Genomic DNA, 25,111 nt, shown 5'->3' with positions numbered 1-25,111 from the left:
TCTAAGGATTTCCGTTATTAAGAATTTAATTCATCCAAAATTTCACTGAATACTGCTTGTGCAGAGAAAATTCGGTTTTTTGCCTGTTGATAAATGATAGAATTTCCACCATCCATTACCTCATCACTCAATTCTACATTACGACGAACCGGAAGACAGTGCATCACTTTTCCTTGATTGGTATTGGCTAGTTTTTCGTTCGTCAGCATCCAGTTTTCTTTTACATCAGGCATTGCAGCATAATCATCAAAAGACGACCAGTTTTTCACATATACAAAATCTGCATCTTTCAACGCTTCATCCTGATTATGAACTACTTTTACATCCTTCGTGAATTTTTTATCTAAATCATACCCTTCGGGATTAGCGATGACCAACTCAACATCCATCTCCTGCATCCATTCTGCGAAAGAATTCCCTACCGCATGGGCAATCGGTTTGATGTGAGGCGCCCAAGTAAGCACTACTTTGGGTTTGCGTTCTTCCTTCCAGTTTTCGGTAATCGTAATACAATCTGCCAAACTTTGCAAAGGGTGACGCGTTGCAGACTCCAGAGATATAACCGGAACTTTTGCATGCTGTTCAAACTGACTCAAAATACTTTCATTAACATCATCTTCCTTGCTTTTCATTCCTGCAAAACAACGAACTGCGATGATGTCACAATATTGATTCAACACTTCAATCGCATCTTTAATATGCTCAACCGTATCGCCATTCATTACCGCTCCATCGGCAAATTCCAGATTCCAGGCTTCTTGCGCTGCATTTAACGTTAAAACATTTAATCCTAAATTTTGCGCTGCAATCTGACTGCTTAAACGGGTTCTTAAACTTGAATTTAAAAAGACAAGTCCGATTGTTTTTCCTTTTCCTTTCTCGGTTTCCGAAAGAGGATTTTCTTTAATTTGTAAAGCTTTTTTTATGATTTCCTGTAAGTTTTCAATATCACTTACAGAGGTGAATTTTTTCATTTTGAATTGATTTTAAAGATTTTTTATCTTATCTATTTTGCCATTCTGACGAAGGAAGAATCTCTATTTATAAAAACAGATTCTTCACTACACGTTGTTTCGTTCAGAATGACAGAAAGTATTTATTTTCACAACTTAGATTTCTTCTAAAACCGCTTTCAAAGCAGTAATAAAAAGATCGGTTTCTTCTTTTCCAATGTTCAATGCCGGAAGAATTCTCAACACAGCTTTATCATTAGAATTTCCTGTGAAAATATGATGATTGTATAATAGGTTACTCCTCACTTCTGAGCAATCCCTATCAAGTTCAATCCCAATCATCAAACCTTTCCTTCGGATAGATTTAATATGTGGAAAATCTTTAATTTCATTTTCAATATATTCGCCCATTTTCTGAGCATTTTCAATAAGATTTTCATCTTTCATTACATCCAGAACTGCAATTGCTGCCACACAAGCTAAGTGATTTCCACCAAAAGTTGTTCCTAGCAAACCATTGCTTGCCTGAAATTTTGGATGAATTAAAACACCACCAACAGGAAAACCATTTCCCATTCCTTTTGCTGTTGTAACAATATCTGCTTCAATACCAAATTCCTGGTACGCAAAGAAATATCCGCTTCTTCCATATCCTGATTGAACCTCATCTAAAATCAAAACTGTATTATGTTTTTCACACAGTTCTTTAATTTTAGTTAAAAATTCAACTGTAGGAATCATAATCCCACCAACTCCTTGAATTCCTTCAATAATTACTGATGAAATATCATTTCCCTGTGCTTCAAAAACTGCCTCCAATTGTTCAATATCATTCCATCCAGATTTAATGAATCTTTCAGAATAATTAACGGGAGCTACGATTTTAGGATTATCGGTTACAGAAACTGCCGCAGAAGTTCTCCCATGAAATGAACCGGAAAAATAAAGTACTTTACTTTTTCCATTGTGGAAAGAAGCAAGCTTTAAGGCATTTTCGTTCGCTTCAGCTCCTGAATTACACAAAAATAGATTGTAATCTTCCAAGCCTGAAAGCTTTCCTAATTTATCTGCTAATTCAGTTTGTAACTCGTTCTGAACAGAATTTGAATAAAAAGATATTTTATCTAACTGCTCTTTTAGTTGAGTTTGATAATGCGGATGGTTATGCCCGATAGAAATTACTGCGTGACCTCCGTAAAAATCAAGATATTTTTGTCCTTTATCGTCCCAAAGAAATGAACCCTGAGCTTTTACCGGATTGATGTTAAATAATGGATATACGTTGAATAAATTCATCTTCTTGTTGATTGTTGTTGGTTGATAGTTGCTGGTTTTGCAACTTCATTTTTATTATATTTTCTTTTGTCTTGAAATCGAAGATTCTACGTAGTCAAACAAAAGAAACAAAAGTTCAAGACTGGAAACGTTCGCTAAAAAATATTTTTCTTAACGCTCCATTTTCCTAGGTCGGATTATTGTCCGTTTTAAAATGCAATTGGTTTTAAATTTAATCCTAAATTCTCTTCCCAACCCATTGCAATATTCATATTTTGAACCGCCTGTCCGGAAGCACCTTTTAGCAAATTGTCAATCGCTGAATGAATAACCGCAACATTTCCACTCTTTTCTATATGAATCACACAGCGATTCGTATTGACAACTTGTTTTAAATCAATTGCTTTATCACTTACCTTTACAAAAGGTTCATCTGCATAAAAATCCTGATACAATTGATTAATATCTGAAAGTTCTAAATCTGTTTTCACCGTGGAACTCGTAAAAATTCCTCTTGCAAAATCTCCTCTCCATGGAACAAAATTTAGACTGATCTCATTACTATTAAAAGAAACTAACTGCTGTAGAATCTCATCTACATGCTGATGGGTCAAAGTTTTATAGGCTGAAATATTATCATTCCTCCAGGTAAAATGCGTCGTTGCCTGTAAAGACTGACCCGCACCCGTTGAACCTGTGATTCCTGTGGTGTACACTTCATTCAACAACCCTTTTTCAGCTAATGGAAGCAAAGCCAATTGAATCGCCGTTGCGAAACATCCCGGATTTGCAATACTTTTCGCTCCTAAAATATTTTTTTTATTGATTTCCGGTAAACCGTAAATAAAATTTCTGTTTTCAAAATTCCCATCTAAACGAAAATCATTTCCTAAATCGATTACCAACGTTTCCGCTTTTACCGCATTTTGAGCCAACCAATTTTGACTTTCTTTGTGAGGAAGGCATAGAAAAACAACATCTACTTCTTCTGGTTTATCTGTTAAAACCATTTCACAAACCGTCGCTAAATCCGGGTACAAATCTGAAATTTTTGTCCCCGAATTAGAACGACTATATAAAAAACTCAAAGACACATTGGGATGAAAAGCCAACAGGCGTACCAATTCGCTTCCTGTGTAACCGTTGGCGCCGATTATTCCGATTTTTTTTTTCATTTTTATTGATTTCCACAGATTTCACCTGCGGCTATTATTATTGAACCTTTTAGGTTTGTTCTCCGTCCAATTTATCTCTCCTTCTCCCTCCATAGGTTTCACCTATGGCTATTATTGTTGAACCCTTCGGGTTCATTGATTATCCAATATTTCGCAGCCCGACTTGAGCAGAAATCCTTTTGTGAGAAGGAACGACGAACAAAAGATTGGGAGCGGAAGGCGGATAAAGCTGCCCAAATCTCATTTATTTATCTGATGATATATATTTAAGGAATTGCTCAAGATCTTTGTATATCCTTTCACATCTTCTCCTGTCCATGCTCTGTTTGCCTCACCATAACTTCCGAATTTATCAGACATTAAATCATGCTTAGATTCAATTCCGTTTAAAATAAATCGATAAGGATAAAGGGTTACAAATACTTTTCCACTTACTGTTTCTTGAGAATCAATTAAGAAGGACTCAATATTTCTCATCACAGGATCTAAGAAAAGTGCTTCATGAAGCCAGTTTCCGTACCAGTCTGAGAGTTGAGACTTCATCATCTGTTGATATTTTGAAAGCGTATGTTTTTCTAATAAATGATGCGCCTTAATAATCACCGATGCCGCAGCAGCTTCAAATCCTACTCTTCCTTTAATACCAACAATGGTATCTCCAACATGAATATCGCGACCGATCCCATAGGCAGAAGCTAATTCTTCAATTTTCTGAATAGCATATACGGAATGTTCAAAACTTTCTCCATTTACCGCTACAACTTCACCTTTTTTAAATTCAATTTCCAATTCTGAAGGCTGTGTTACTTTAATTTGTGAAGGAAAAGCTTCTTCGGGTAAATAATTTCTTGAAGTCAGTGTTTCTTTTCCTCCTACCGAAGTTCCCCAAAGTCCTTTATTCACTGAATATTGTGCTTTATGGAATTCCATTTCATAACCGTGGCCTTTCAAAAATTCAATCTCTTCTTCACGAGAAAGTGCCATATCACGAATTGGAGTAATAATTTCCACGTTCGGACACATCACCTGAAAAATTAAATCAAAACGAACCTGATCGTTTCCAGCACCTGTGCTTCCGTGAGCAATCGCATCCACCCCCATTTCAATGGCATATTTTGCTATTTCCTGCGCTTGGATCGTACGTTCAGCACTTACAGATAAAGGATAAGTGTTATTTTTCAACACATTACCAAAGATCAAATACTTTACGCAAGAATTATAATAATCTTCCTGAGCATCAACGCACCTGTATTCTTTAACTCCAAGATTAAAGGCTTTTTTCTCCAATTCTTTTTCCTCTTCTTTAGAAAAGCCTCCGGTATTTACAGTTACTGCATACACTTCATATCCTAATGTTTCACTAAGATATTTAGCACAGTAAGAGGTGTCTAGACCTCCGCTAAACGCTAAGATTACTTTCTTACTCATTATTCTTTTTATTTTCAGGTTGTTTGTTTCCAACCTCATTTATTTTATCATTTCCAGGAACAAAAAGCATTGCTGTACAAAGACAGTTTTTACGTTCCTTTTTCATTAAAATTTCATAGTTCACACAATTCTTACAACCGCTCCAAAATTCTTCATCTTGTGTTAATTCAGAATATATAACGGGTTTATATCCCAAGTCACTGTTAATTTTCATTACCGCAAGACCTGTTGTAAGACCAAATATTTTTGCTGTTGGATATTTATCTCTGGATAATTGAAAGACTTTATTCTTTATTAAAGTCGCGACTCCTCTATTTCTAAAATTGGGAGAAACAATCAACCCTGAGTTGGCCACAAACTGACCATGTGACCAGGTTTCTATATAACAGAACCCCACCCATTCACCGTTTTCAGTGGCTATTACAGCATTACCATCTGAAATCTTTTTACTTAAATATTCTATGGAACGTTTTGCGATGCCCGTCCCTCTTCGCTGTGCAGAATCATACATTTCCTGCTGTATTTCACTCACATACATTAAATGTTCGCATGAGGAAATTTGTATTTCCATTTATTTATCTGAATTTTTTGACAAATTTAAAACATAATAACTTTAAAAAGCAAATAAAAAAGATATTATTTTTGTTTAAACAGAATACACAGGTAAAATTATCTTTATTGAAAAATATTATTTTGCTAAATTATTATACATTTGCTAAAATACTATACATGGAAAGCAACTGCCCTAAATGCAACAGCAATAAAACAGTAAAAAGTGGAATTGTTAATGAGAAACAGAGATTCCATTGTAAAGACTGTAATTACTATTTTACAGTTAAAAAACTAGGCAAAAGAATAGATGATTACTATGTAACAAAAGCCCTTCAGTTATACCTTGAAGGCTTAAGTTTCCGTGAAATAGAAAGAATTATAGGCGTTTCCCATGTCACGATAAGTTCGTGGATCAAAAAATATAATATCACAAGACCACCCCATTCTGAATTCCATCCGGTTTATAAAATTTTAAAGCAAAATGAATTGATTGAATATATCGCTCAGGAAGATAATCTTAAAAACTCAGGGATTATTATCACTCAATTTGCTGATAAATACATGTTGATAAAATGGGAAAGGTTTAAAAAATAACACTTATATTCAATTGCAAATAAGCAAATTACAAATTTTACCATCACAATAATTATTGTATTTTAAAATATAAATTTACAACTAGCTATACTATTACCACTAATATATATTAAATTTTCGTAAACAAATTATTAATTACAATTTGGCTTTCACAAAATTAACGCCAAAAAATTGATAATTTATGAAGAAAATACTCACATTTATTGGATTAGCTCTAATCAGTAATTCTTTATACTCACAAGGTTCACCTGACTACGGTAGCGGACTTAAATTAAGCCTCAATCCGCAAGGTGACAAATACGTTAGGTTTATCTTATGGGATCAATTTTGGCTAAGAAATACCCAAATGAATCCTGGAAGCATGGTTGGTGGAGAACCCACTGACAATTCCTGGAGCTTTGGAAACAGGCGATTACGGGTTTTAGCGTACGCTCAGATTTCCAAAAGATATATGATTCTTGCCCATTTCGGAATCAATAATCAAACTTTCATCAACGGTGGCGGCTCGGGAACTTCCGGAACGGGAGGTTATGGAAACGGCAAAAAACCTCAACTATTTTTTCATGATGCCTGGAATGAATACGCCGTTATTTTACCTGGAGAATCGGGAAAATTCAGTTTATCTTTAGGGGCGGGACTTCATTATTATATGGGATTATCCCGTATGACCATGGCTTCCACATTGAATTTCCTGACCGTTGACTCCCCTATTTTTTCATGGCCTTTAATTGATAATTCGGATCAGTTTGCCAGACAATTAGGAATGTTCGCCAAAGGAAAATATGGAAAATTAGAATATCGTTTTAGTTTAAACAAACCTTTCGCCACAGATTTAGTTCCCGTAAATGTTACGGATCCTACAAAAGCCGTAGCAGTTGACAACAATGGAAATCCCAGTTTTTCAAAAGCAGGATATGTTGAATATCAGTTTCTAGATGAAGAATCCAACACCCTTCCTTTTAAAGTAGGCTCTTATCTTGGAACAAAAAAGGTTTTCAATATTGGCGCCGGTTTCTATCATCAAGCGGATGGAACAAGAACTTCTGTTAATTCAACCATAGAAAAACACGACATTACACTTGTTGCAGTAGATGCTTTCGCAGACATTCCTTTGGGAAATGCTAAAAATAAAATGGCTGTTTCTGCCTATGCAGGCTATTACAACTATCAATTCGGTCCCAATTACATCAGAAATTTAGGCATTATGAATATCGCTGCCTCCGACCCCAATTTTATTGGTGATAAAGCCATCGCAGGACCAGGAAATCTACAACCCACCATCGGAACAGGTAATATTATCTACGCGCAGGCAGGTTTGCTTTTACCGAGTCAGGCAGAAAAACCAAAAATCAGAATTCAGCCTTTTGCAGCGTATACACATAAAAGTTTCGATGCTTTAGAAAAATCATCTTCACAATTTGATGTAGGAGCCAATTGGTTTATTGATGGTCATCATGCAAAAATTACCACACAATATTCCACGAGACCTATTTATACAAGCCCGACAGAAAGTCCATCATCCAAAGGAGAATTTATCCTACAATTTCAAATTTATTTATAAAAACTCGAAAATTTTAACCACAAAAGATATTCGTCTATTTAGAAAACAAAGTTTATTACAAAAGAATAATATTTCGACTCCGCTCAATACAAGAAGATTTTTTTAACTCACGTGTTCTTCTTATGGCGATTTAATCATAAACTTAAAAATAATTAATGTGTTAATCTTTTGACTCTTTTGCGGTTCAATTAAAAATAAATTATAAAAACTCAATATCAATTTTAACTAACATCAAAATTCAAGCAATATGAGCGAAAATCATCACGATACTTATGAAAACATGACCGAAAAGCAGAAAAACCGCACCATTTGGAGCGTGATCACTGCTTCATCACTCGGTACATTGATAGAATGGTATGACTTCTACATTTTTGGAAGTTTGGCCGTTGTTTTAGCCACGAAATTTTTCCCGTCAGACAACCCTACCGCAGCATTTTTATCTACATTAGCCACTTTTGCTGCCGGATTTGTTGTAAGACCTTTTGGAGCTTTATTTTTTGGAAGGTTAGGAGATATTATCGGAAGAAAATATACCTTTTTGGTCACTTTATTAATTATGGGATTTTCAACCTTCCTCATCGGATGTATCCCGAGTTTTGAAACCATTGGATATCTTGCGCCTGTTTTAGTCTTAATTTTAAGATTATTACAAGGTTTAGCTTTAGGAGGAGAATACGGAGGTGCAGCAACCTATGTTGCAGAATATGCCCAACCTCACAGAAGAGGATATTGGACTTCCTGGATTCAAACGACTGCAACAGCAGGACTTTTCATTTCATTAATTGTTATTTTAATCACTAAAAATACCCTTTCTGCCGAAGAGTTTGATGGTTGGGGATGGAGAGTTCCTTTCTGGATCTCTATTTTAATGGTGGGAGTTTCTTACGTCATCAGAAAAAATATGAAAGAATCTCCGCTTTTCGCCAAAGCTAAAAGTGAAGGAAAAACCTCAAAAAATCCTTTAAAAGAAAGTTTCGGGAATAAATACAACTTCAAATTTGTCTTATTGGCATTATTCGGAGCTGCAATGGGACAAGGAGTAATCTGGTACACGGGACAATTTTATGCCATGAGCTTCCTCCAAAAAGTAATGAACGTAGAATCTTCACAGGTCGATTCTTTAATGGCAACTGCCCTATTGATGGGAACTCCTTTCTTTGTATTTTTCGGTTGGTTATCTGATAAAATCGGACGAAAAGCCATCATGATGACTGGAATGCTAGTCGCAATTTTAGCCTACAGACCAATTTATGATGCGATGTTTAAAAGCGTAAACCTTGAAACCAAAACTATCGCAGCCAATGGAATTACCGAAAAAAGAAGCGCTAAAATCCATAAAGACATCGCCTCGGACAGCCTTGTAACTTTCCATAAAGAAATATTGTACACAGACGGAACTTTAATTAAAAAAGACAGTGTCGTACATTGGTCACCAAGCGGAGCCGTTATAAAAGACGGAAAAGCCGAAGAACCAAAAGTTTCTCAAACCGTGAAATTGGCCGACAACACAAAATGGTATTTGGTATTTTTGGTATTCATTCAAGTAATATTTGTAACGATGGTTTATGGTCCAATTGCCGCTTTCCTGGTAGAAATGTTCCCTATAAGAATCCGTTACACCTCAATGTCATTACCTTATCACATTGGAAACGGGGTGTTTGGAGGACTTCTTCCTGCCGTTGCGACCTATTTAGTAACTGTCGGAAAAGATGCAGGACATCCAACATGGTACCTTCAGGGACTTTGGTATCCGATTGGAGTTGCCGCAGTCTGTCTAATTATCGGAATGATATATCTTAGAAATAAGAACAATAATATTCACGATTAAGCATTGAATCACTCAATTTTTTATTAATTTTAATACTATTAAAATGGACACACTAAAAAAAATATTTGGCATTATATGGATCCTGGCAGCTCTCGTAGTGGGATATTTCGGAATTACAGTTATGGGAATTCCAAAGATCACCTCGGGAAAACAGGAAGATCTGGTATTCGGAATTATTATTCTATTTGTTTTGATGCCAATTATCTCTGGCGGATTAGCAATTTTCGGCTACTATTCTTTGACCGGAGAATATTCTGACGAAAAAAACTAACCTATACATTACGAATGATAATTGATGAATGATCACAGCATCTATTCATCAATTATCTTTTTAATAATCATTTATGAAAAAACGACACGAACAAAAATTAATCCTCTTGAGCATCGGACTCCTGATTGCCTTCAGTATTCCTATTTCGTTATTATTTAATAGCGAAAAGGAGGTTTTTGGCTATCCGATGATCTTGATTTACGTGTTCGTGGTCTGGATGATTTCCATTATTATCTCTTTTGTAATCGTAAAAAAATATGATGAGTAGTTTCGCATTATTTATCGTTGTTTTGATCTACCTGGCGCTTTTATTCTTAGTTGCTCATTTGGCAGAGAAGAAAAAAAGCAAAGTCTGGATCAACAATCCTTACATCTACGCATTGTCTTTGGCAGTATATTGTACGGCCTGGACCTACTACGGAAGCATCGGTGTTGCGGCTACAAGCGGACTCAATTACCTTCCCATTTACATTGGGCCCATTATGGTAATTCCTGCATGGATTTATATCAATACCCGAATTGTAAGAATTTCAAGAGTTAATAAAATCAGTAGTTTAGCAGATTTCATTTCGTTAAGATATGGGAATAGCAGGAGTTTCAGCGCCATAATAACCATCGTCTGCCTTTTGGCAATTGTTCCCTATATTGGTTTACAGATCAAAGCCATTTCTGAAACTTTTCATTTGGTAACAGAAACGCCTATGTCTAAAAATATCCTGACAGACAATGCTACTTTCGTTGTGATATTAATCGCTTTATTTTCATCGTATTACGGAACAAAATATGTGGATGCTTCAGAAAAACGATTGGGAATAATTTCCGCAATTGCCTTGGAGAGTTTTCTGAAACTTTTTTTCATCATTATTTTAGGACTTTTCGTGATTTATTATGCTTTTGATGGATTCTCAGACATTTATGAAAAAGCAAGTAAGTTTGAAGATTTTAAAGCAAAAAATACCTTCAACGGAATTGAAGGCGCCATGAACTGGATGGTCCTTTGTTTGATTTCAGGAACAGCAATCTGTATTTTGCCGAGACAATTTCACACCGCAATTGTTGAAAACAGACAGGAAAAACACATCAAAACTGCGATTTGGTTTTTTCCGTTGTACTTATTAATTTTCACCATTTTTATCTTCCCGATCGCTTGGGGGGGAAGGTTGATTTTTGAGGGACAAAACGTTAATCCGGAGTTCTACTCTATTTTAATTCCGCAGCATTTTGATAATACGTTAATTACCGTTTTAGTATTCCTTGGAGGATTAAGCTCTTGTATTTCAATGATTATTATTTCTGCAATTACTTTATCTATTATGCTTTCTAATAATTTGATTATTCCTTACGGTTTACTGGGAAAATTTAAATCAGAAAATGAAGTTCAGAATACCAGAAATATTACCAACATTCGAAAATTCAGCATTTTCGCATTGATTATCATGGCGTTTGGTTTTTATAAGTATTTTATTTTAAAAACTTCGCTGGATTCTGTTGGCTTAATTTCATTTGTCGTGATCGGACAATTAGCGCCAGCATTTTTTGGAGCATTATTTTGGAGAAGAGGAACGTACAAAGGCGCAGTGATCGGATTGCTGGCAGGATTAGCAATTTGTTATTTCGGATTAATAATTCCACAATATTACTTCTCTTATAATCAGGAATTAAAAGGTGTTTTAAGAGAAATGTATAATGCTTTTGATTTTTTCAGCATTTCTTTTTTGAGTAAAATTCCACAGATTTTCTTTTGGTCAATGCTTGTGAATACCGCTTTGTTCACCATTATTTCTGTGAGTGTAAAAGGAAATTATCGTGAAAGAAATTTCGCCGAATTGTACGTTGATATTGACAAATACATTCAGAATCACGAAAATGCTTTTATCTGGCGCGGAACAGCCTATGTTTCGGATATTAAAAATATTTTAGAACGTTTTTTAGGTAAAAATAAAACGGAACAGGCCTTAAGAATTTTCAATTTAAAATACAGTATTGATTCCCAAACTGAAACTGCAGATTCAAGATTCATTAAATTTTCGGAAAACCTTTTGGCAGGGAGAATTGGTACTGCTTCGGCAAAGATTTTAATTGAAGGCGTAACCCAAGAAGATAAAATATCTTTAAAGGAAGTTTTAAACATTTTAGAGGAATCTAAAGAAAATATTACTTTAAATAAAAAACTCACAGAAAAATCAGAAGAACTAAAACAACTTTCCGATGATCTGAAAAATGCGAATGAAAGCTTAATCATCAAAGACCGTCAAAAAGATGACTTCCTTGATTCTGTGGCCCATGAATTGAGAACTCCGATTACAGCGATTCGTTCAGCCGGAGAAATTTTAGCCGATGACGACGACATTCCTTTAGACATCAAAAAAGAATTTTTAAACAACATCATCACAGAATCAGACAGATTAAGTGAAATCATTAACGATATTTTGTATCTGGATAAATTGGAACATGGTGAAATTGCACTCCATATTCAACAAAATAACATTCTTGAAACCTATAAAAAATCTGTAAATCCGCTTCTTCATTTAATTCAGCAGAAAAATATTCATTTAAGTGAGGTGAATCTTTTAAATCAATTTATATTTGAATATGATGAAGCAAGGATGATTCAGTTATTTCAGAATATTTTAGGAAATGCTTTAAAATTTACAGATAACCAAGGAACGATACAAACTAAATTATCTGAAAAGGAAAATGAACTAATGATTAAAATTTTCAACACAGGAAAAACAATTCCTGAAGAAGATCTGGAAATGATCTTTGATAAATTTTATCAATCTAAAAATCAAAATATCCTAAAACCAATAGGAAGCGGACTTGGACTGGCGATTTCAAAGAAGATTGTGCAAGCCCAAGGCGGAACCATAAAAGCAGAAAACAGCGGACTGGGCGTGACTTTCACCATCACCCTTCCTGAAAAAATAAAAGAGATTAAAAATGAAGTTGAACATAATTAAAACACGATATGAAAAAGATAATCATTGCAGATGATGAACACAAAATATTAATGTCACTGGAATATAGTTTCAAGAAAAACGGCTACGACGTCTACATCGCAAGAGACGGAACCGAAGTATTGGAATTTTTAAAAACCATGATTCCCGACGTCATTCTACTCGACATTATGATGCCAAATTTGGACGGATACAGTACGCTAGACATCATTAAACAAGACGAAAAATTAAAAGATACAAAAGTCATTTTTCTGAGTGCAAAAAATAATCCGAGAGATATTGAAAAAGGCTTAGAAATGGGAGCTCATGCGTATGTCACAAAACCTTATTCTATTAAGAAACTGATGCAGCAGATTGAGGAAATGTTTGAATAGAATTTTATTTAAACACAAATATCACGAATAAATTACGCAAATAACACAACCCTAATTTGTGTTTTTTGTGAAAAAATTAGTGTGATTAGTGTTTAAAACCAAATACAAAAAATTAATATGAACACAGATATATTATTTAAACAAAGCATAGAAGACAAAGAGAATTTCTGGAAAGAGCAAGCTCAGGAAATCAGCTGGTTTGAATTCCCAACCCAGATTCTTTCTAAAGACCAAAATGATTACACCCAATGGTATTCCGATGGGAAGCTGAACATGTGCTATTTATGTATCGATAAACATATTGAAGACGGTTTCGGAGAGCAAATTGCCATTGTTTATGATTCTCCGGTTACTAACCAGAAGAAAACCTATACTTTTAATCAGGCAAAGGAAGAAATTTCAAAATTAGCGGGAGGTTTGGTTTCTTTAGGTTTAACAAAGGGTGACACTGCTGTTATTTACATGCCAATGATCCCGCAGACGCTTTTTACGATGTTGGCGTGTGCAAGAATTGGGGTCATTCATAATGTTGTTTTTGGAGGTTTTGCTCCCAACGAATTGGTGGTGAGAATTGATGACTGCAAACCAAAAGCATTAATCACAGCAACCGCAGGAGTAGAAATAGCCAAGAGAATTCCTTATTTACCTTTGGTTGAAAAAGCGATTGAACTCGCTCAGGACAAAGTTGAAAACATTATCGTTTACAACAGAAAGTTAGTGGATAATCAACATGAAATGTTTGATGGATTAATTGATTATGAAGAATTGGTTCAACGATCAGAACCTGCCGACTGTATCTCTGTTGAGTCTACTCACCCACTCTATTTGCTGTATACATCGGGAACAACAGGAAAACCAAAAGGAATTACCCGCGACACGGGAGGTTACGCCACTGCTTTGAAATTTTCAATGAAATACATCTATGGAATTGAGCAGGGAGACACCTTTTGGGCAGCATCCGATTTTGGTTGGGCAGTGGGCCATAGCTTTTCGGTGTACGGACCTTTAATTAACAGAAATACAACGATTATTTTTGAAGGAAAACCCATAATGACTCCCGATGCAGGAACGTTTTGGAGAATTATTTCAGAGTATAAAGTTTCTGCGATGTTTACAGCTCCAACAGCGATTCGAGCCATAAAAAAAGAAGATCCGAACGGAGAATTGGTTAAAAAATATGATATAAGCCATTTCAAAAAACAGTTTTTAGCAGGCGAAAGATGTGATGTTGCCACGTTAGATTGGTTTGAAAAACATATCGGAGTTCCTGCGATAGATCATTGGTGGCAGACAGAATCCGGCTGGCCGATGTTAGGTCTATTAACCTTTGACGATCATTATAAAATAAAAAGAGCAGCAGCCGGAAAACCAATTCCAGGATATGATATTAAGATTTTCGATGAAAACGGATACGAATTGGATGCTCATCAGGAAGGCTATTTAATTATAAAACTTCCGCTTCCTCCAGGTTCATTATTGGGAATATGGAATGACAATGAGCGGTTTCAAAGCAGCTATTTATCACAATATAAAGGCTATTATTTTTCAGGCGATGGAGCTATAAAAGACGAAGACGGTTATATTTTTATCACAGGAAGAGTGGATGACGTCATTAATGTGGCAGGACACCGACTTTCAACGTCAGAGATGGAAGAAATTGTTTCATCCCATCCCGATGTCGCAGAATGTGCTGTGGTCGGAATTGATGATGAATTAAAAGGACAGATTCCTTTTGCTACCGTTGTTTTAAAAAATGGAGCAACGATTTCTGAGAAAGAATTAGAAAAAAATATCATTCAGATGGTTCGTGAGAAAATTGGCGCTGTAGCATTTTTAAAGAATGCTATGCTTGTCAAACGTTTGCCGAAAACACGGTCAGGAAAAACTCTAAGAAAGCTGATCAGAACCTTACTAGATGGAAAGGAATTTCAGATTCCATCAACGATTGATGATGAAAAAATCATTGAAGAAATTCAGCAAAAAATTAATAATTACAGGCTATAAACCGTAAATTAAACATAAATTTAAATTATAAATAAATTCAAATTTCAAAAAACGAAAGGGATATGAGAAATTACTTAATAGAAGATCTACCACATTATTTTGAAGAGTATAAAAAATCTATTAAAAATCCTAAAAAATTCTGGGACAAAATAGCAGATCAGAACTTCGTGTGGTACCAAAGATGGAGCAAGGTTGTTAAGTACGATATGAATGAAGCAAGAATCACTTGGTTTAAAAATGCTAAATTAAATATCACTAAAAACTGTATCGACAGGCACTTAAATGAAAGAGGCGACAAAACCGCTATCATCTGGGAACCGAATGATCCAAAAGAAGCAGCACAACACATTTCTTACAACGAATTATACACTCGTGTCAACAAAACAGCCAATATCCTTAGAGATATGGGCATCGAAAAAGGAGACAGAGTATGCATTTATCTTCCCATGATTCCTGAACTGGCAGTTACGATGTTGGCCTGTGCAAAATTAGGCGCGGTACATTCTGTAATTTTCGCAGGTTTCTCGGCATCTGCCGTGGCATCAAGAATTAATGATTGTGAAGCCAAAATGATCATCACATCAGATGGAAGTTATAGAGGTAGCAAAGTGTTAGATCTAAAAAGTATTGTGGATGAAGCATTGGAAAAAACTCCAACCATCGAAAATGTTTTGGTTGTAAAAAGAACTCACAACGAGATCAAAATGAAAGATGGCAGAGATCATTGGATGGCTGACCTGTATGACAAAGCTTCTGCCGATTTCGTAACGGTCATCATGGATGCAGAAGACCCACTTTTCATTTTGTATACTTCAGGGTCTACCGGAAAACCAAAAGGGATGCTTCATACCTGCGCCGGATACATGGTTTACACCGCCTATACTTTTAAAAACATTTTTAATTATCAGGAAAATGATATTTATTGGTGTACCGCAGACATTGGCTGGATCACCGGACACTCCTATATTCTTTACGGACCGCTTTGTAACGGAGCTACCACCGTAATTTTTGAGGGAGTACCAACTTACCCTGAGCCGGATCGTTTTTGGGAAGTTATTGAAAAACATAAAATTACGCAATTCTACACCGCTCCAACCGCGATTCGTTCCTTAGCGAAAGAAAGTGCAGAATGGGTTGATAAGCATGATCTGAGCTCATTAAAAGTAATAGGCTCCGTTGGTGAACCTATTAATGATGAAGCTTGGCATTGGTTTAATGATCATGTTGGAAGAAAAAAATGTCCCATCGTAGATACTTGGTGGCAAACAGAAACAGGCGGAATTATGATTTCACCGCTTCCTTTTATTACCCCAACAAAACCTACTTACGCTACGTTACCTTTACCGGGAATACAGCCTGTTTTAATGGATGATAAACGCAATGAAATCACAGGAAACCAAGTAACAGGAAATCTATGCATCCGTTTTCCTTGGCCGGGAATTGCAAGAACGATTTGGGGCGATCACCAAAGATATAAAGAAACTTATTTTACTGCTTTTCCAGGGAAATATTTCACTGGTGATGGCGCTTTAAGAGATGAAGTTGGATATTACAGAATTACAGGCCGTGTAGACGATGTTATTATTGTTTCAGGGCATAATTTGGGAACTGCTCCTATTGAAGACAGCATCAATCAACATCCTGCGGTAGCGGAATCTGCCATTGTTGGCTATCCTCATGACATCAAAGGGAATGCCTTGTATGGCTATGTTGTTTTAAAGGAAACAGGAGAAAGCCGCCAGAGAGAAAACCTTAAAAAAGAGATTAATCAGTTAATTTCAGATCAGATTGGTCCGATTGCTAAGCTGGATAAAGTACAGTTTGTTTCAGGACTTCCTAAAACTCGTTCAGGAAAGATCATGCGTAGAATTTTGAGAAAAATTGCTGAAGGTGATTTTAATAGCTTTGGAGATATTTCAACCTTATTAAATCCGGAGATCGTGGAAGAAATTAAGAATGAAAGAATATAAATTAAAATTAATTTTTGAGCTTTTTAAGTTAATATTAATTAAAACTTAGAATGGTCACTCAGATATATATTGGAAACGGGCTTTAGTCCGTTTTCCTTTTTAACACGCAATTAAATGGCTTTTATCGAAAATAAACGGATACAAAATTAAACACACATTTAATAGATATTATTAAGCATTTTAACTTTTCACTATAGATAAAATAAAAACAACGTAATTTCATTGAAATTATTACAACATATTTAAAATTTAATTACTACCTTTAAGTATAAATTTAAAACACATTATTATGTCAAAAATATTAGCAGGATTGTTTGAATCTCACAATGATTACAAAAAACTTGAAACAGATTTAGAAAACTCAGGTTTTGGAAATTCAGAGTATATTGTTTACGTAGATGATTCTCACAGTACCCCTCAATATCTAGCCAGCGTTGCTATAAAAGATAGTGAACAAGCAACTAATGCACAAAATGTATTCAGCCAAAACTCTGTTTTGAAAACCTATTCGTTCGAAAACATGAGCATTGAACAAGCTGACTATCAAAATATTAAAAAACTAATTGATGCCCGAAGCAAAGCTGAAATTCACAACAGCCCGGATGTCAAAATAAAAGGGTCAACCAATGGTATGGACTCTGAAGTAAAATTTTAGTAATTACAAATTCTAATAACCGAGAATCCGTAGAATTATCTGCGGATTTTTTGTAGTTTGAAAGTGGAAAAATTTTCGTATTTTCGTTTAAATATAGGCTTTTACACAAATGAGTTACGACTTAGAACAGGAAAACAAAGAGATCCTTGCAAGATATAAGGATCTGATTTCGAACACCTACAGAACTTTGGATGAGGAAAACAATAAACTTATCCGAAAGGCATTCGATATTGCATTAGATGCTCACAAAGATCAAAGAAGAAAATCTGGCGAACCATACATTTACCATCCTATTGCTGTGGCCAAAATTGTAGCAACAGAGATTGGTTTGGGAGCAACTTCTATTGCCTGTGCGTTGTTACATGATGTTATTGAAGATTCGGATTATACTTATGAAGATCTTAAAAAGATTTTTGGAGAAAAGATAGCCAATATCGTGAATGGATTAACCAAAATATCCATCATGAATCACCAAAATATCTCCGTACAGTCTGAAAACTACAGAAAACTGTTGCTGACATTGTCTGAAGATTTCAGGGTTATTTTGATCAAAATTGCAGACCGACTTCACAATATGCGAACGTTGGAAAGCATGGCACCTGATAAGCAGAAAAAAATTGCCTCTGAGACCGTTTATATTTACGCTCCAATGGCACACCGTTTAGGTTTGTATAACATTAAATCTGAGCTTGAAGATCTTTCTTTAAAGTATAATAATCCCGAGGTTTTTAACGAAATCACAGAAAAATTAGAACTCGCGAAAGAAAATCGTGAAAGATATATTGAAGAATTCAAAAAAGAAGCTTCCGAAAAATTAAAGGAAGAAGGATTACATTTCACTATAAAAGGCCGTGCAAAAGCAGTTTCTTCTATCTACAGAAAAATGCTGAAACAGGGCGTTTCTTTCGAAGAAGTATTTGATAATTACGCCATTAGAATCATTTATAAATCCGATGCTAAAAATGAAAAATTTTTAGCCTGGAAAATTTATTCTATTGTAACAGACGTTTATCACAGTAATCCATCAAGAATGCGTGACTGGATCACCCAACCTCGTTCTACAGGATATGAAAGTTTGCATTTAACTGTTCTGGGTCCTGATAAAAAATGGATCGAAGTACAGATCCGTTCCGAAAGAATGGATGAAATTGCAGAAAAAGGGGTCGCTGCCCATTACAAATACAAAGAAGGCTACAAACAAAGTTCTGATGATAAGAATTTTGAAAGATGGGTAACGGAAATCCGTGATGTTTTGGAACAGCAGCAGGATCTTTCAACCTCTGAGCTTTTAGATAATATTAAACTTAATCTATATTCAAAAGAGGTATTCGTGTTCACTCCAAAAGGAGAAATTAAAATTTTACCTACGAATGCCACCGCTTTAGATTTCGCATTTTCTGTTCACTCAGATTTGGGAATGAAATGTTTGGGCGCAAAAATCAATGGAAAATTAGTTCCTATTTCTTATGTTCTTCAAAACGGAGATCAGGTTGATATTCTTTCTTCTCAAAATCAAAAACCAAAATTTGACTGGTTAGAATTTGTTGTTACCTCCAAAGCTAAATCAAAGATCAAAGGCTATCTGAATTCTCAGAAAAACCAATTGGTAGAAGAAGGAAAAGAGATTTTACAAAGAAAACTTCGTCATGCAAAAATCAATTTTAATGATGAGGAGGTTAACAAACTTCAAAAATTCTTTAACCTAAAAACATCTCAGGAATTATTCCTTAAGTTCCAAAGTAACGAACTAGATGTTAGCAGCTTAAGAAAATACATAGAAAGTAAAAATGTATTTAATAATTTACTTTCCAGATTCAGAAAATCTCCGACAAAAAATACAGCTTACATAGAGCCAAAAGAGCTGAATCTTGATATGATCGTCTTTGGAAAAGATGAAGAAAAACTGAATTATAGCTATGCAAAATGCTGTACGGTAATTCCGGGAGATAAAATTTTTGGATTCATTACTATTTCAGAAGGTATTAAAGTTCATAGTGATAATTGTCCTAATGCAATCAACCTTAGAGCTCAATACGACTACCGAGTAATTCCTGCGAAATGGGTGAATGCGGAAAGCTTCCAAAACAGAGTGAAGATCGAGATTGAAGGTCTTGACAGAATGGGAATGATTAACGATATTACGACCGTTATCAGTAGTTCTATGGAAATGGATATGAAAAGTATGTCTATTGAATCCAATAACGGAATTTTTACAGGAAACATCAATCTTGAGGTTAAAAACAAGAGTCAACTTGAAGAAACATTTAAAAAACTAAAAGATATTAACGGAGTTTCAAAAGTGAGACGTTTACAATCATAGCATGAATTTATCGGTATATTTCAAAAAATTTTTCAACAACAATCAATCATCGGGGATATTGCTTATTTTTTGTGTATTAGTCTCTTTATTGATTGCTAATTCATCTGCAGGCGAAAGCTTTCAACATTTTTTAGATCACGAAATAGGCGTCAACCTTTTTCATTTAAAATATCCTGTCAGTATTTGGATTAATGACGGGTTAATGGCAATATTTTTCCTTTTGGTAGGCCTTGAAATAAAAAGAGAGATGGTAGAAGGTGAACTCTCCTCTTTTAAAAATGCATCGCTTCCTATTTTCGCCGCTATTGGAGGAATGGCTATTCCCGCTATTATTTACAGCGTTTTCAATGCCGGAACTCCTTATGCCAACGGCTGGGGAATCCCTATGGCGACAGATATTGCCTTTTCTTTAGCCATTATTTCAATGTTGGGAAGTAAGATCCCGAATTCTATCAAGATTTTTCTTGCTGCCTTAGCTATTGTTGATGACTTAGGAGCCATTTTAGTGATTGCTATTTTTTATACCGAACAAATCCACTGGACGTATTTACTGCTGTCTTTTGGAGTAACGGCTTTGTTATTTTTATTGAACTATTTAAAGGTTACAAAGATTGTTTTTTATATCATTCCTGGTTTATTTTTATGGTATTTCCTACACCATTCAGGAATTCATGCTACCATTGCAGGGGTCTTATTGGCGTTTTCAATTCCAACAAATGCTTCCCATGTAGAAATTTCACCTTTAGAAAAATTAGAACATACCCTCCATTTTCCGGTAAGCTTCTTAATTATGCCCATATTTGCCTTAACCAATACCAATATTGCTTTTAATAAAGGAATGGTTGAAGGTCTTACAAGTACTTTAGGGTTAGGTATCATTGGTGGTTTGATTATAGGTAAATTAATAGGAATTAATTTATTTTCTTTTATTGCGATAAAATTAAAGCTAAGTACTCTTCCCCAAAACAGTTCTTGGACGCAAATGATTGGCGTTGGATTTCTAGCAGGAATTGGTTTTACGATGTCTATTTTCATCGCACTTCTTTCCTTCAAAGGAGAAATTGAAATTCAGGATCAAGCTAAATTTGCAATCTTAATCGCTTCTTTCTTAGCCGCCTTTTTAGGATACATGATATTAAATATAGGATCTAAAAAGAAGGAGGTTATAGAGAATTAGTTTTTGGTGACAGACCAAGTTCCATTTAGGCTACCCATTTTCCATGTCCCGGATTTATTTTGTAAGTTCCCATATAAAATAAATCCTGAAGCGGATGTAGCCGCACTATTGATAGAAGAACCAATAAGCGCTGAATAAAAAGTCTCCTGCTGACCTTGGGAATTTTTTATTCCTTCTATGTATCCACTTTTACCTACATTTAAAATTAAGGTTCCACTTTGATCTCCCGAGTAACTTCCACTCCATTTCCCCATATAAGGAGAAGTACTGTTCTCCTGTTGTTTATTCCGTTCTATTTCATCAAGATGCTCGCATGAAAAGACCATTAACAATGGGAATATAAGGAGTAGATATTTAATTCGTAGTTTCATAAGTTATTGTATTTTATTATTTGGTATCACGATTCATTGCCATTAGAATAACAACGTAATTCTTCTTTTTTAAGCTCATCAGACAATAATTTTTCCATCCTTATTTTTCTGATTGCCATATTCAATTCATTTCCGAATAAGAGAAGATATACATTTACATTCACCCAAACCATTAATAAGATCATACTTCCGATAGATCCGTATAACACGTTGTATCTCGCTATATTTTTTACATAGAGTGCGAAAAAATAAGTGGTAACCACAAACAAAACAGTGGTTAGAATAGCGCCTGGAACGGCTTGTCTAAACCTCGCAATTTTCACTGTTCCCAACCAATAGAACAAAGCCAAAAGAATAAAATAGAATAGCGGAAAAGAAACAAACCCAATAATACTGGAAAGGTTTTTTACCAACCAAGAAATATCATAAGCCGGAGTATACAGTTTCATTACAACTTCCACATAATACACCCCGAAAAGAGCCAGAAAAACAATGGTAATAAAGCCGATGGTGATAAAAAACGAAAGGATAAATTCTTTTACATCGGATAATTTTTCCTCAGAATTTTCGTTGAATCCATTGATCAAAGAAAAGGTTCCGTTGGTGGCAAAAACCAATGCCAACACAATCGTTAAATTACTAATCCCCTTCATATTGGGAATAATATTATTTTCAATATACCCTCTCACATCATTTTCCATGTTGGATGGAAAAACATTATGGATTAATACCTCAAAAATATAAAACTGAAGCTTATCATAATGCGGCATGTAAGGTAAAACAGACAATAAGAATAGTAAAAACGGAAATAAACTGATGGTAAAACTCCATGAAATTGCCGCTGCTTTTCGTCCTATTTTCCCTTTAAAAATCCCTGTAATATAGATTTGAAACATCTCCCAAAGCGAAATTCCCAACACAGGAATATGTATATCATCAAAGAATTTTTGAATTTTTAGGAGGAATCTGGGAATTTTAAAATTCATAAAGTATATTTGCGCCTAACAAAGATAAGAAATGCGTATCAATTTACTCTGCATTGGCAAAACGGATGACAAAGAAATAACTTCTTTAATCAATTATTACCTTATTCGTCTTCCAAAACACTGGAATTTTGACATCATAGAAATTCCGGATGTGAAAAATGCCAAAAACCTTTCTCCAGATTTATTAAAAAAAGAAGAAGCCAAGTTATTTTCTAATCATATCGATAAAAATGATCTGGTTGTTATTTTAGACGAAAAAGGAAAACAATTTACAAGCAGAGAATTTTCTCAAAAAATAGACACTTGGATGAATTCTTCAGTGAAAAAAATTCATATTTTAATTGGAGGAGCCTATGGTTTTTCAGATGACATATACAGTAGAACAAACGAAAAAATGTCATTATCTAAAATGACATTCACCCACCAGATGATCCGGTTATTTATCGTTGAACAATTGTATCGTGCAGATCAGATCTTACAAGGGAAGCCTTATCATAATGATTAAACTTTGGACATTAAGTTGATTTTACCTTACGTAAAATAGGAAGGTATCCGCTGCAAAGATTAGGAATTATTTTATTTTGAATAATCTATTTTATTCGTCCTTTTGTCTTTAATCGAAGATTCGACATATTCCTAGGTCGCTCAATGAAGTCTTACAATAAATCTATGTTTGTATTGAGAAGAGTCTAAATAGTATTCTTTTATCAACTTTTGCTTGCTCAATAAGTGAGCTTTAATAATTCAATAAGAACTTTTGATTCTTTTGCGGTTAAACTTTAAGAATCACTATTTTAACTTTAAACCAATCTGTCTTTTTGCTTCACCAATCACAAAAGCTACAGAGTTGGCAATATTAAAACTTCGGATTAAATTGGACATTGGGATCGTTAAATGATTCTCAAAACGAGATAAAACATCTTTACTTAATCCAACACTTTCTTTCCCAAAAACCAGCCAGTCCCCATCTTGAAAATCAGTTTCCAAATACGATTTTTCGGCATGTGAACTCATTAAAAAGACACGGGATGTATCAGGAATCTGTTGTATCCATTCATCAACATTTGCATATTCTGTAACATCAAGATGTACCCAATAATCTAAACCGGAACGTTTCAGGTTTTTATCATTAATTATAAATCCAAAGGGATGAATTAAGTGTAATCTACTTTCTGTACCTACACATAAACGTCCGATGTTACCTGTGTTATTCGGTATTTCGGGTTCTACGAGAACAATGTTTAACATATCTATTCTTTATGGTTTTACAGAGAAAACCTTATTTATTTTGCTGTACATTTAGCATAATAATCTGCTAATACGGCTTTTTCATACCCTACACTTACCGCTTTATCCAAAGTAGTACACGCTTCTTTTGTTTTAGCGGTATCAAAAAGTATCAAAGCTTTTGTAACGTAGGATTGGGAAAATTTTGGATCAATAGAGATCGCTTTGTTAATATCAACAAGAGCTTCTTTATATTTTTTCATTTTCAAATAAACATCAGCTCTTCCGTTGTACAACAAAGATTCAGGCTTCTCTGAAATCAGTTGATTGTAATCTTTTAAAGCACCTTCTAAATCGCCGTTATTTTTCTTCAGCGTTGCCAATCCCGTTTTTGCATAAATGTTATCGGGCGCAAAGCTTAGAATTTGATTTAAATCTTTTAGAGCCAAGTCTTTTTTACCCTGACTGTCGTAAATTTTGGAACGGGTTAAATACAAGTCAGGATTTTCGGCATCTACCTGAAGTCCTCTTGCAATATATTCCAATGCTTTTGCTTTATTGCCTTTCTGACTATGTAGAGAAGCCAGATTAGCATATACAGAAACTGATAGTGGATTAGCCTTTAAAGCCGATTCATATGATTTAAAAGCTAAAGCTGTCTTCCCTAGTCTCCTTTGAGCGGTTCCCAGGTTATCGTAATATTCTGCCTGAAATTTTTGGATCTGCTCTTTCTCTGCTAACTTCGAATATTGCTCTTCAGCACATTTGTAATCCGCTTTCTTAAAGCATTCTTCTGCAGTTTTTTTGTCCTGAGCGTAAAATTGGAGTGAGGTAAAAGCTAATGCTACAAGTAATAAATGTTTTTTCATGAGGTTATATTTTGTTTATTGATCACTTTTTTGGCAAGTGCACCAAATATCACTCCCAATAAAAGTCCAACAAACGCCCCCACCAAAATATCTATCGGGAAATGCACTCCTAAATAAATTCGACTATATGCCACTACTACAGCCCATACAAATATAGCATAAGGAAACCAACTGAGTTTCTTTTTTAATAAAATGCTTAAATAAGTAGCTAAGAAAAAAGTATTAGAAGCATGTGCGGAATAAAATCCGAACTGTCCGCCACATTTCACAATTCTCATGTGATGTTCCAGTGTTGGATCATGACAGGGTCTCAGCCTCGCCACTCCATACTTGAACACACTTGCTAACTGATCTGAAACCGTGGCTCCAATGGCTATAAATATGAGAATAAAAACTAAAGATCTTAGTTTGTAATTTTTATATAAAAAATAAAGAAATATAATGTAAAGGGGAACCCAAATCCAAGTACTGGAGATCAACATCCAAAACTGATCAAAAGAAGAATCTCCCAAATTATTGAGAAACAAAAAGACCTTCTTATCTTCCTGAATAATTTCTTCCATG

General features: G+C 34.8%; 23 protein-coding genes. 13 read left to right on the top strand and 10 right to left on the bottom strand.

Annotated elements, in window-relative coordinates:
- Positions 1-17 precede the first annotated feature (17 nt).
- From AMQ68_RS11780 to AMQ68_RS11760, 5 genes are all read right to left on the bottom strand, one after another.
- On the bottom strand, positions 18-974 hold the full coding sequence (locus AMQ68_RS11780) for an N-acetylornithine carbamoyltransferase (RefSeq protein ID WP_054510833.1): 957 nt from the start codon (positions 972-974) through the stop codon (positions 18-20).
- A gap of 135 nt (positions 975-1,109) precedes the next feature.
- The gene (locus tag AMQ68_RS11775) at positions 1,110-2,249 is read right to left on the bottom strand and encodes an aspartate aminotransferase family protein (protein WP_054510832.1); all 1,140 of its coding nucleotides are present in this window, start codon (positions 2,247-2,249) and stop codon (positions 1,110-1,112) included.
- A 188-nt stretch (positions 2,250-2,437) separates the two neighbouring features.
- On the bottom strand, positions 2,438-3,403 hold the full coding sequence (gene argC / locus AMQ68_RS11770; RefSeq protein ID WP_082384038.1) for an N-acetyl-gamma-glutamyl-phosphate reductase: 966 nt from the start codon (positions 3,401-3,403) through the stop codon (positions 2,438-2,440).
- 240 nt (positions 3,404-3,643) lie between these two features.
- On the bottom strand, positions 3,644-4,831 hold the full coding sequence (gene argG / locus AMQ68_RS11765; protein WP_054511110.1) for an argininosuccinate synthase: 1,188 nt from the start codon (positions 4,829-4,831) through the stop codon (positions 3,644-3,646).
- Positions 4,824-5,402 (bottom strand): GNAT family N-acetyltransferase, encoded by a 579-nt coding sequence (locus AMQ68_RS11760; RefSeq protein ID WP_198408884.1) that lies wholly within the window; start codon positions 5,400-5,402, stop codon positions 4,824-4,826. Before AMQ68_RS11760 ends, argG begins: the two co-directional genes overlap by 8 nt.
- 158 nt (positions 5,403-5,560) lie before the next feature.
- Here AMQ68_RS11760 and AMQ68_RS11755 point away from each other — a divergent pair, with 158 nt between their 5' ends.
- The 12 genes from AMQ68_RS11755 (at position 5,561) to nhaA (ending at position 21,094) form a co-directional block, all read left to right on the top strand.
- Positions 5,561-5,977 carry a helix-turn-helix domain-containing protein gene (locus AMQ68_RS11755; protein ID WP_054511109.1) on the top strand — a complete coding sequence of 139 codons (417 nt, stop codon included), beginning with the start codon at positions 5,561-5,563 and terminating at the stop codon, positions 5,975-5,977.
- 181 nt (positions 5,978-6,158) lie between these two features.
- Positions 6,159-7,538 carry a hypothetical protein gene (locus AMQ68_RS11750; RefSeq protein ID WP_054510830.1) on the top strand — a complete coding sequence of 460 codons (1,380 nt, stop codon included), beginning with the start codon at positions 6,159-6,161 and terminating at the stop codon, positions 7,536-7,538.
- Positions 7,539-7,785: 247 nt separating this feature from the next.
- Complete coding sequence (locus AMQ68_RS11745; RefSeq protein WP_054510829.1) at positions 7,786-9,366, top strand: MFS transporter; 1,581 nt, start codon at positions 7,786-7,788, stop codon at positions 9,364-9,366.
- A 43-nt stretch (positions 9,367-9,409) separates the two neighbouring features.
- Positions 9,410-9,637 (top strand): DUF6814 family protein, encoded by a 228-nt coding sequence (locus AMQ68_RS11740; RefSeq protein WP_054510828.1) that lies wholly within the window; start codon positions 9,410-9,412, stop codon positions 9,635-9,637.
- A 73-nt stretch (positions 9,638-9,710) separates the two neighbouring features.
- Positions 9,711-9,905, top strand: a complete 195-nt coding sequence (locus AMQ68_RS11735) for a hypothetical protein (protein WP_054510827.1) — start codon at positions 9,711-9,713, stop codon at positions 9,903-9,905.
- Complete coding sequence (locus tag AMQ68_RS11730) at positions 9,898-12,597, top strand: ATP-binding protein (protein WP_054510826.1); 2,700 nt, start codon at positions 9,898-9,900, stop codon at positions 12,595-12,597. Before AMQ68_RS11735 ends, AMQ68_RS11730 begins: the two co-directional genes overlap by 8 nt.
- An 8-nt stretch (positions 12,598-12,605) precedes the next feature.
- Positions 12,606-12,968, top strand: a complete 363-nt coding sequence (locus AMQ68_RS11725) for a response regulator transcription factor (RefSeq protein ID WP_054510825.1) — start codon at positions 12,606-12,608, stop codon at positions 12,966-12,968.
- Positions 12,969-13,085: 117 nt separating this feature from the next.
- Positions 13,086-14,972, top strand: coding sequence for an AMP-binding protein (locus AMQ68_RS11720; protein ID WP_054510824.1), 1,887 nt, complete (start codon positions 13,086-13,088; stop codon positions 14,970-14,972).
- 62 nt (positions 14,973-15,034) lie between these two features.
- Positions 15,035-16,942, top strand: a complete 1,908-nt coding sequence (gene acs, locus AMQ68_RS11715) for an acetate--CoA ligase (RefSeq protein WP_054510823.1) — start codon at positions 15,035-15,037, stop codon at positions 16,940-16,942.
- A gap of 289 nt (positions 16,943-17,231) precedes the next feature.
- Positions 17,232-17,597: a hypothetical protein gene (locus AMQ68_RS11710; RefSeq protein WP_054510822.1), complete on the top strand. Its 366-nt coding sequence runs from the start codon at positions 17,232-17,234 to the stop codon at positions 17,595-17,597.
- 109 nt (positions 17,598-17,706) lie between these two features.
- Complete coding sequence (locus AMQ68_RS11705) at positions 17,707-19,917, top strand: bifunctional (p)ppGpp synthetase/guanosine-3',5'-bis(diphosphate) 3'-pyrophosphohydrolase (protein WP_054510821.1); 2,211 nt, start codon at positions 17,707-17,709, stop codon at positions 19,915-19,917.
- Position 19,918: 1 nt separating this feature from the next.
- Positions 19,919-21,094 (top strand): Na+/H+ antiporter NhaA, encoded by a 1,176-nt coding sequence (gene nhaA, locus AMQ68_RS11700; RefSeq protein ID WP_054510820.1) that lies wholly within the window; start codon positions 19,919-19,921, stop codon positions 21,092-21,094.
- On the opposite strand, the gene AMQ68_RS11695 is transcribed toward nhaA, so the two are convergent.
- Positions 21,091-21,465 (bottom strand): hypothetical protein, encoded by a 375-nt coding sequence (locus AMQ68_RS11695; protein ID WP_071254782.1) that lies wholly within the window; start codon positions 21,463-21,465, stop codon positions 21,091-21,093. The genes nhaA and AMQ68_RS11695 overlap by 4 nt on opposite strands.
- Positions 21,466-21,491: 26 nt before the next feature.
- On the bottom strand, positions 21,492-22,451 hold the full coding sequence (locus tag AMQ68_RS11690) for a YihY/virulence factor BrkB family protein (RefSeq protein ID WP_054510818.1): 960 nt from the start codon (positions 22,449-22,451) through the stop codon (positions 21,492-21,494).
- A 31-nt stretch (positions 22,452-22,482) separates the two neighbouring features.
- Between AMQ68_RS11690 and AMQ68_RS11685 the strand changes: the two genes are divergently transcribed.
- Entirely contained in the window at positions 22,483-22,956 is a 474-nt protein-coding gene (locus AMQ68_RS11685) for a 23S rRNA (pseudouridine(1915)-N(3))-methyltransferase RlmH (protein WP_054510817.1), read from the top strand.
- Between the two features lie 284 nt (positions 22,957-23,240).
- Here the strand turns inward: AMQ68_RS11685 and AMQ68_RS11680 are convergent, their stop codons facing one another.
- The 3 genes from AMQ68_RS11680 to AMQ68_RS11670 are packed head-to-tail and all read right to left on the bottom strand — an operon-like array spanning position 23,241 to position 25,110.
- Positions 23,241-23,699, bottom strand: a complete 459-nt coding sequence (locus tag AMQ68_RS11680) for a tRNA (cytidine(34)-2'-O)-methyltransferase (RefSeq protein WP_054510816.1) — start codon at positions 23,697-23,699, stop codon at positions 23,241-23,243.
- Positions 23,700-23,734: 35 nt separating this feature from the next.
- Positions 23,735-24,547, bottom strand: coding sequence for a lipopolysaccharide assembly protein LapB (locus AMQ68_RS11675; RefSeq protein ID WP_054510815.1), 813 nt, complete (start codon positions 24,545-24,547; stop codon positions 23,735-23,737).
- On the bottom strand, positions 24,544-25,110 hold the full coding sequence (locus AMQ68_RS11670) for a phosphatase PAP2 family protein (protein ID WP_054510814.1): 567 nt from the start codon (positions 25,108-25,110) through the stop codon (positions 24,544-24,546). The genes AMQ68_RS11675 and AMQ68_RS11670 overlap by 4 nt, the downstream gene beginning before the upstream one ends.
- Position 25,111 lies beyond the last annotated feature (1 nt).

It is taken from the genome of Chryseobacterium sp. ERMR1:04 (assembly GCF_001297705.1).
In the GTDB taxonomy this organism is placed as follows: Bacteria; Bacteroidota; Bacteroidia; order Flavobacteriales; family Weeksellaceae; genus Chryseobacterium.
The sequence above is the reverse complement of the archived record's forward strand: the minus strand, read 5'-3'. Positions and strand labels throughout refer to the sequence as shown.

Excerpts from the sequence above, each read along its gene's own strand:
- AMQ68_RS11690 (WP_054510818.1), bottom strand. The coding sequence starts at position 22,451 with ATGAATTTTAAAATTCCCAGATTCCTCCTAAAAATTCAAAAATTCTTT.
- AMQ68_RS11705 (WP_054510821.1), top strand. The coding sequence starts at position 17,707 with ATGAGTTACGACTTAGAACAGGAAAACAAAGAGATCCTTGCAAGATAT.
- AMQ68_RS11730 (WP_054510826.1), top strand. The coding sequence starts at position 9,898 with ATGAGTAGTTTCGCATTATTTATCGTTGTTTTGATCTACCTGGCGCTT.
- nhaA (WP_054510820.1), top strand. The coding sequence starts at position 19,919 with ATGAATTTATCGGTATATTTCAAAAAATTTTTCAACAACAATCAATCA.
- AMQ68_RS11675 (WP_054510815.1), bottom strand. The coding sequence starts at position 24,547 with ATGAAAAAACATTTATTACTTGTAGCATTAGCTTTTACCTCACTCCAA.
- AMQ68_RS11780 (WP_054510833.1), bottom strand. The coding sequence starts at position 974 with ATGAAAAAATTCACCTCTGTAAGTGATATTGAAAACTTACAGGAAATC.
- AMQ68_RS11720 (WP_054510824.1), top strand. The coding sequence starts at position 13,086 with ATGAACACAGATATATTATTTAAACAAAGCATAGAAGACAAAGAGAAT.
- AMQ68_RS11710 (WP_054510822.1), top strand. The coding sequence starts at position 17,232 with ATGTCAAAAATATTAGCAGGATTGTTTGAATCTCACAATGATTACAAA.
- AMQ68_RS11695 (WP_071254782.1), bottom strand. The coding sequence starts at position 21,465 with ATGAAACTACGAATTAAATATCTACTCCTTATATTCCCATTGTTAATG.
- AMQ68_RS11775 (WP_054510832.1), bottom strand. The coding sequence starts at position 2,249 with ATGAATTTATTCAACGTATATCCATTATTTAACATCAATCCGGTAAAA.
- AMQ68_RS11750 (WP_054510830.1), top strand. The coding sequence starts at position 6,159 with ATGAAGAAAATACTCACATTTATTGGATTAGCTCTAATCAGTAATTCT.
- AMQ68_RS11670 (WP_054510814.1), bottom strand. The coding sequence starts at position 25,110 with ATGGAAGAAATTATTCAGGAAGATAAGAAGGTCTTTTTGTTTCTCAAT.
- AMQ68_RS11685 (WP_054510817.1), top strand. The coding sequence starts at position 22,483 with ATGCGTATCAATTTACTCTGCATTGGCAAAACGGATGACAAAGAAATA.
- acs (WP_054510823.1), top strand. The coding sequence starts at position 15,035 with ATGAGAAATTACTTAATAGAAGATCTACCACATTATTTTGAAGAGTAT.
- argC (WP_082384038.1), bottom strand. The coding sequence starts at position 3,403 with ATGAAAAAAAAAATCGGAATAATCGGCGCCAACGGTTACACAGGAAGC.
- AMQ68_RS11680 (WP_054510816.1), bottom strand. The coding sequence starts at position 23,699 with ATGTTAAACATTGTTCTCGTAGAACCCGAAATACCGAATAACACAGGT.
- AMQ68_RS11755 (WP_054511109.1), top strand. The coding sequence starts at position 5,561 with ATGGAAAGCAACTGCCCTAAATGCAACAGCAATAAAACAGTAAAAAGT.
- AMQ68_RS11745 (WP_054510829.1), top strand. The coding sequence starts at position 7,786 with ATGAGCGAAAATCATCACGATACTTATGAAAACATGACCGAAAAGCAG.
- argG (WP_054511110.1), bottom strand. The coding sequence starts at position 4,831 with ATGAGTAAGAAAGTAATCTTAGCGTTTAGCGGAGGTCTAGACACCTCT.
- AMQ68_RS11740 (WP_054510828.1), top strand. The coding sequence starts at position 9,410 with ATGGACACACTAAAAAAAATATTTGGCATTATATGGATCCTGGCAGCT.
- AMQ68_RS11760 (WP_198408884.1), bottom strand. The coding sequence starts at position 5,402 with ATGGAAATACAAATTTCCTCATGCGAACATTTAATGTATGTGAGTGAA.
- AMQ68_RS11725 (WP_054510825.1), top strand. The coding sequence starts at position 12,606 with ATGAAAAAGATAATCATTGCAGATGATGAACACAAAATATTAATGTCA.
- AMQ68_RS11735 (WP_054510827.1), top strand. The coding sequence starts at position 9,711 with ATGAAAAAACGACACGAACAAAAATTAATCCTCTTGAGCATCGGACTC.